This window comes from Cupriavidus sp. BIS7, assembly GCF_000292345.1.
GTDB lineage: Bacteria > Pseudomonadota > Gammaproteobacteria > Burkholderiales > Burkholderiaceae > Cupriavidus.
The window spans coordinates 130,820-137,550 of record NZ_ALOU01000058.1 but is presented as its reverse complement, the minus strand read 5'-3'; the positions used below and the strand labels follow the sequence as shown (position 1 = coordinate 137,550).

Here is a 6,731-nt window from a genome sequence, read left to right as displayed (position 1 = left end):
CCGCCATGACAATCGCACCGATCCGAGGCTGGCTTGCCCGGGTGCGCTGGCTTGCACTGGGGTTCGCCTTGCTCGCGATATCGGGCGTGCAGGCGCAACCGCCCGCGACATCCACGCCAGCCGTACCGCCGGTCTACGTCATCCCCATCCAGGGCGCCATCAGCCCCGCCAGCGCCAGCTTTGCCATGCACGGCATCGAGCAGGCCCGCAAGCATGGCGCGCAGCTCATCGTGATCGAAATGGATACGCCGGGCGGCCTGGACAAGTCGATGCGCGACATCATCCAGGCCATCCTTGCGTCGCCGGTGCCGGTTGCCACCTATGTCTATCCCGGCGGCGCGCGGGCCGCCAGCGCAGGCACCTACATCCTCTACGCGAGCCATATCGCCGCCATGGCCCCGGGCACCAATCTCGGCGCGGCCAGCCCCGTGGCAATCGGCATTGGCGGCCCGAAACCGGAAGCCGGGCCGGTGCCGGCATCGGCCCCGTCCAGCGCCCCGGCCGCCGAAGACACGATGACGCGCAAGCAGATGCACGACGCGTCCGCCTATATCCGCGGGCTCGCGCAGTTGCGGCACCGCAATGCCGAGTGGGGCGAGCGTGCGGTCAGGGAAGCGGTGAGCCTGTCTGCCGACGAGGCAGTGTCGCAGCACGTGGCGGATATGGTTGCCTCCGACCTGCCGGCGCTGCTCGGGCAGGTGGACGGCAAGCGCATCGAGGCCGCCGGCGCCACCCGCACGCTGCATACGGCGGGCGCGCCAGTGGTCACGCTGGAACCCGACTGGCGCAGCCGTCTGCTCGCCGTCATCACTGATCCAAGCGTGGCACTGATCCTGATGATGATCGGCATCTACGGCCTGATCTTCGAGTTCTCGACGCCAGGCATGGTCGTCCCGGGCATCGCCGGCACGATCTGCCTGCTGCTTGGCCTGTTTGCGCTGCAGATGCTGCCCGTGAACTACGCAGGGCTTGCATTGATCGCACTAGGCGTGGGCTGCATGACCGCCGAGCTGTTCCTGCCAACGTTCGGCGCGCTTGGCGTGGGCGGCATCATCGCCTTCGCATTCGGCGCGGTGATGCTGATTGATACCGATGTGCCCGGGTTCGGTGTGCCATTTCCGCTGATCGCCGCGCTGTGCACGATCTCGGCATTCTTCCTGTTCGGCATGTCCACGCTGCTGCTGCGCGCGCGCCGTCGCCCGGTAGTCAGCGGGGCCGACGCACTGGTGGGCAGCGTCGGCCTGGTCATCGACGACACGCAGGCCGATGGCTGGGCGATGGTGCATGGCGAGCAGTGGCGGATTCACAGCATCGCGCCGCTGGTGCGCGGCCAGCGCATTCGCGTGACGGCGCGCCGCGGCCTGGTGCTCGATGTGACGTCGGCAAGCGATGCCTGACACGCAACAAAACTGGGACAAGAACAAAAGGAGTCTGACATGGCATTCGGATTCAGCTTCGGTGGCCTGATCTTCCTGCTGGTGCTGCTGGTGATCTCCGCGTTCCGCGTGCTGCGCGAATACGAACGCGGCGTGGTCTTCATGCTGGGCCGCTTCTGGCGCGTCAAGGGGCCGGGCCTGGTGCTGATCATCCCGGCGGTGCAGCAGATGGTGCGCGTGGACCTGCGCACCGTGGTGCTCGACGTACCGCCGCAGGACGTGATCTCGCACGACAACGTCTCGGTCAAGGTCAACGCGGTGATCTACTTCCGGGTCGTCGATCCCGAGCGCGCGATCATCCAGGTGGCCAACTTCCTGGAGGCCACCAGCCAGCTCGCACAGACAACGCTGCGTTCGGTCCTGGGCAAGCATGAGCTCGACGAGATGCTGGCGGAAAGGGAGAAACTGAACCTCGACATCCAGAAGGTGCTCGACGCCCAGACCGATGCATGGGGCATCAAGGTGTCCAACGTCGAGATCAAGCATGTCGACCTCAACGAAACGATGGTCCGTGCGATTGCGCGGCAGGCCGAGGCGGAGCGCGAGCGGCGTGCAAAGGTGATTCATGCCGAGGGCGAACTGCAGGCTTCGGAGAAACTCCTCGAGGCCGCCCAGATGCTCGCCCGGCAGCCACAGGCCATGCAACTGCGCTACCTGCAGACGCTCACGCAGATCGCAGGAGACAAGAGTTCGACCATCGTCTTTCCGCTGCCGATGGATGTGCTGTCCGCGCTGACTGGCGGCGGCTCGAAGTAGTACGGTTTGAGGCAATTGACCGGCCTCAAGAATCTGGCGTCGATGCCACAAATGTTCACAACTACCCTATTGGCGTGAGCTGGAACGAGGCATAGCATCGCCTCGTTGTCGACATGCCCGCAACATGCGGCGCAGGTGCGACAACCTTCTTCCACTCACATCAGGGGCACCATGGCAAGCGCTATCGAGCTGTTCGGCTGGTTTGTGTTCAACGTCGCGATTCCACTGTTCGCGCCGTTAGCACTGCTGCCGTTAGCCAAGCTGCCCTACTTCTTTCGGGAACAGAGCCATGGCATCGTCAGGCGCGCAATCGAAGGCGGGCAACTTCTATGGGCGGCAATCCCGATGAGCGCAAGCGCCTGCTATCTGCTGGCAACGGCGCTGGATGACTCCATCCCGAACCGCCAGTACATGTGGATAGGCATCGCGACGCATGTCTTTCTGATCGTCTTCGCCGCAGTGCTGGTGCTGCTGGGCGCGATGGAGGCCAGCTCCGCTGTCACGCGTCCGCGCGGCAGGCCCAACTGGGTCCTGAGAGTCTCGATCGGCCTGACTGTCGTCAGCGCCGCGGCTTACTTCGGGACGTACGCCGAGTTCGTTCAACCCATCGCATATTGACTGAAGTCGTCACTGAACCATCAAGCAAGGAGAACCAACATGCAGAAAGCACTGATTAGATTCCTGGAGGACTACGACCTCCAAGGGAAGGTCATGACCCGGATCTTCAAGGGGTATCTCGTCGTCTACGCGGCGTGGGTGGGCTGGGGTATCTACCTGAAGCACGGCCTCTAAAGGCGTGCTTCAGGGAGCGTATTGAAGCCGACCGCGGCGTGGCCGCGATCGGCTCAGATGCTCAGGCGGGCTGCTGCTGCAAGGCATCCAGCGGATTGGACGTCGCCCGCTGCGATGGTGCCGGCAACAGACTGCTTGCAGTGCCGCGCGATCGACCCGAGCTTAGATAGTCCGCGATCGATTCCTGCGCAACCTCCCCCAGGTACACCCCGTCACCGTCGAGCACGGGCAGCCAGCTCGTGTTGTGCTGGTACATGCGCGACAGCACGATGCGCAGGTGTTCGTCGAATGCTGCCGTGGCCGCAAACGGTCGCATGACATCGGCACAGCAGCCGCCGGCTGCCATCGCGCTCCGCACGTCCCGGCGCGTAACGTATCCGAGCGCGCGCTGCGCGTTGTCGATGACTGGCAGGTGACGCACGTCGGCGTCGTCCATCACGCCGAAGGCTTCAGCCAACGACATCTCCGGGCGGCAGGCCGGCGGCATTGTGGCAGCGTCACCGGCTCGCACCAGCAACAGGCGCTTGAGCGTATTGTCATGACCAACGAACGCCTGCACGAAATCGTCCGCGGGATGCGCCAGCAACGCGTCGGGATGATCGAACTGCACAAGCTTGCCACCGCGGAACACGGCAACCTTGTCGCCAAGCTTGATCGCCTCGTCGATATCGTGCGAAACCATGATCACCGTCTTGCCTAGCTGGCGCTGCATCTGGAAGAACTCGTTCTGGATGCTCTCGCGGTTGATCGGGTCGACGGCACCGAACGGCTCGTCCATCAGCAACACCGGCGCGTCCGCTGCCAGCGCGCGGATCACGCCGATGCGCTGCTGCTGGCCGCCGGACAGCTCGCGCGGATAGCGCTTGAGCATCTTGTCCGGATCAAGCTGCACCATGCGGATCAGTTCGCGCGCGCGCTCCCGGCACTGCTTCCTGTCCCATCCCAGCAGGCGCGGCACGACCATGATGTTCTCCTCGATCGTCATGTTCGGGAACAGGCCGATCTGCTGGATTACATAGCCGATCTTGCGCCGCAACGTCACGCCGTCGATGCCGGCGGTGTCCTCGCCGTCGATGCGCGCAGTGCCTGACGTCGGCTCGATCAGCCGGTTGATCATCTTGAGCGTGGTGGTCTTGCCGCAGCCGGACGGCCCCAGGAAGACGCAGATTTCGCCGCGCGGCACCGTCAGGCTGACGGCATCGACGGCGCGCACTTCGGAGCCGTCCTTTTGCTGGAAGGACTTGGTGAGTTGGTCGAGTTCGATCATTGACGGATTCCTTTCGGCGTCAGCGCGCGCTGCAAGGCCTGCAGGCACGCGTCCGCCACGATGGCAAGCAGGCTGACGAGGACGGCGCCCACGGCCAGCTTGCTCATGTTGCTCTGGCTGATTGCCTGGAGGATCAGCACGCCCAGGCCGCCAGCGCCAATAATTGCGGCAATCGTGGCCACGCCGATGTTCATCACGACGGCCGTACGCACGCCGCCCAGGATCACAGGCACGGCCAGCGGCAGATCTACAAGCCGCATGCGCTGCCAGGTCGTCATCCCGATGCCGCGCCCCGCTTCCTGAATGCCGGCGTCGACGTTGGCCAGCGCGGTGTAGGTATTGCGCATGATCGGCAACAGCGAATAGAGGAACACGGCGGTCACGGCCGGCAGGTAGCCGAGCGCATGCCCGAAGCGCGCGAAGATTGGAATCATCAGGCCGAACAGCGCGATGGAAGGCAGTGTCAGCACGACGGTGGCCAACGCCAGCAGCGGCGTGGCCAGGAAACGATGGCGCGTGATAAGAATGCCGAGTGGCACGCCGATCACGATGGCCAGCCCCACGGCCGAGCCGACCAGCGCAAGGTGCTCGCCGGTCAGGCGCAGCAGCGTCGGCCAGCTATGTTGAAGATAAGTCAGCAGATCCATGCGCGTCTCCTCAGATCAGGCTGTGGCTGCGCAGGAATTCCCCCGCCACCTTGTCCACGGGCTGCTGGCCGATGTCGACCTGATAGTTCATGTCGGTCATCGCCGCGTTGTCGAGCCTGGCCGCGAGCGCGTTGAGCAGGTTGGCAAGTTCGGGATGTGCGTCGAGCACGGCCTTGCGCACCACGGGCACCGCGTTGTATGGCGGGAAGAAATGCAGGTCGTCTTCAAGCAGCACCAGGTCGAACCCCTTGACCCGGCCATCTGTCGTGTAGACCAGGCCCAGGTCCACCTGGTTATTCTTCAGCGCCGTGTAGACCAGACCCGGGTCAAGCTGGATCACGTCCTTGCGCGTGAATGGCAGCCCGTATGCAGCCTTCAGCGGCTCCAGTCCGTCAGGGCGCGCGGCGAACTCCATGTCCACGGCCAGCGGATGCCGCTTGTCGTCGCCCTCGGCGCGCATCTTCTCCGCATACGCCGAAAGCGTGGTCACGCCCGCCGCGCGTTCCTTCGGCATCGCCAGCGCATAGGTGTTGTTGATCGCCGATGGTTCGAGCCATACCAGTCCCTTCGCCGCATCGAGCGCTTTCACGCGCTCGTAGCTTTGCGGGCCGTCCAGCTTCTCTTCGACCTTGTTGAAGACGATCAGCGCGGTGCCCGTGTAGTCCCACACCACGTCGAGCTGGCCCGCCTCCATTGCCTGGCGCATCAGCGTGCTGCCAAGACCCGAAGTCAACGCGGTGTTGATGCCATGGGCGCGCAGATACTGCGACGTCATCGAGGACAGGATCAGCTGCTCGGTAAAGTTCTTGCCGCCGATGCGTACCGCGTCGGCAGCGCCCTGTGCGCGTGCCGGTGCGGTGGTCAGCAGGAGCGCGGCGAGCGCCGCGCCAAGTACGGCGGCAACCCAGAACAGCCGGCCCTCGGTAAATCGCGCACGGCGCTGGTTTCTGTTCGATGTCATTGGCGGTTCCTCAGCGTGCCAGTCCGCGGCGGCGCAAATAGATGTGGCCGGCGGTGGCGAACAGCGCGTCCAGGGCCAGGGCCAGCAGCGCAGTGGCGGCGGCGCCCAGCAGCAGGAGCGGCTGGTTGTTCAGGTAGATGCCCGGGAAGATCAATTCGCCGAGACTGTTGGCGCCAATCAGGAACGACAGCGGCACAGTGCCAACGTTGATCACGAGGCTGATGCGGACGCCCGCCAGGATCACGGGCAATGCGTTGGGCAGTTCGACGCGCATCAGCCTCTGGCACGGTGTCATGCCGATGCCGCGTGCCGCTTCGAGCAGGGCTGGCGATACGGTGCGCAGGCCTTCGTAGGTATTGCGCACGATCGGCAGCAGCGAAGCGAGCCACAGCGCCAGAATGGCGGGCCGTTCGCCGATGCCAAGCACCGCGAGTGCCAGCGCCAGCACGGCCAGCGACGGCACCGTGTTGCCGACGTTGAAGATCTGCATCAGTCGGTCTGCCCACCGGTGCATGCACGGGCGGCTCAGCCCGATTCCCGCGGGGATACCCGTGACAAGCGCGAGCAGCATCGAAATCGCCACAAGGCGCAGATGATCCGCCACGTCATAGAGCAGACGTTCACGGTATTGGCAGATGACATCGACACCAATCCACGCGACCAGTCCGGCCAGCGCGGCGGCAACGACGCCACTCCAGGCCAGTGCCCGGATAGTTTGCTTTGACATATTCCCTCTCTCCTCCTCCGAAGCGAAAAGCGAAAAGCGAAAGAGATTTCGCCGCCACTTCCAGAGTGCGGAAAACAAAAGGGCCGGCGGAGTTCGTCTCGGGGGTGCCCGCCGGGGCCCGGTTCAGATTGCCTTGCCGCCATGA

Annotated in this window: 8 protein-coding genes; 4 read left to right on the top strand and 4 right to left on the bottom strand. The window is 64.5% G+C overall.

Annotated features, from left to right (window positions below):
- From B552_RS0119845 to B552_RS29395, 4 genes are all read left to right on the top strand, one after another.
- Window positions 1-1,397: nodulation protein NfeD (locus B552_RS0119845; protein WP_051003594.1), on the top strand; the 1,397-nt coding region annotated here is incomplete at its 5' end.
- A gap of 39 nt (window positions 1,398-1,436) precedes the next feature.
- Window positions 1,437-2,192: a slipin family protein gene (locus B552_RS0119840; protein ID WP_019450802.1), complete on the top strand. Its 756-nt coding sequence runs from the start codon at window positions 1,437-1,439 to the stop codon at window positions 2,190-2,192.
- Window positions 2,193-2,363: 171 nt separating this feature from the next.
- Window positions 2,364-2,810 carry a hypothetical protein gene (locus B552_RS0119835; protein WP_019450801.1) on the top strand — a complete coding sequence of 149 codons (447 nt, stop codon included), beginning with the start codon at window positions 2,364-2,366 and terminating at the stop codon, window positions 2,808-2,810.
- A 39-nt stretch (window positions 2,811-2,849) separates the two neighbouring features.
- Window positions 2,850-2,984, top strand: a complete 135-nt coding sequence (locus B552_RS29395) for a hypothetical protein (RefSeq protein WP_019450800.1) — start codon at window positions 2,850-2,852, stop codon at window positions 2,982-2,984.
- Window positions 2,985-3,045: 61 nt separating this feature from the next.
- Here the strand turns inward: B552_RS29395 and B552_RS0119825 are convergent, their stop codons facing one another.
- From B552_RS0119825 to B552_RS0119810, 4 genes are read right to left on the bottom strand one after another with little or no spacing between them, the layout of a single operon-like run.
- Window positions 3,046-4,251, bottom strand: a complete 1,206-nt coding sequence (locus tag B552_RS0119825) for a betaine/proline/choline family ABC transporter ATP-binding protein (protein ID WP_019450799.1) — start codon at window positions 4,249-4,251, stop codon at window positions 3,046-3,048.
- A complete protein-coding gene (locus B552_RS0119820) occupies window positions 4,248-4,898 on the bottom strand; it encodes an ABC transporter permease (RefSeq protein ID WP_019450798.1) in 651 nt (216 codons plus the stop codon). The genes B552_RS0119825 and B552_RS0119820 overlap by 4 nt, the downstream gene beginning before the upstream one ends.
- A gap of 10 nt (window positions 4,899-4,908) precedes the next feature.
- Window positions 4,909-5,859, bottom strand: a complete 951-nt coding sequence (locus B552_RS0119815) for a glycine betaine ABC transporter substrate-binding protein (RefSeq protein WP_019450797.1) — start codon at window positions 5,857-5,859, stop codon at window positions 4,909-4,911.
- A gap of 10 nt (window positions 5,860-5,869) precedes the next feature.
- Window positions 5,870-6,586 carry an ABC transporter permease gene (locus tag B552_RS0119810; RefSeq protein ID WP_019450796.1) on the bottom strand — a complete coding sequence of 239 codons (717 nt, stop codon included), beginning with the start codon at window positions 6,584-6,586 and terminating at the stop codon, window positions 5,870-5,872.
- Window positions 6,587-6,731: the final 145 nt, after the last annotated feature.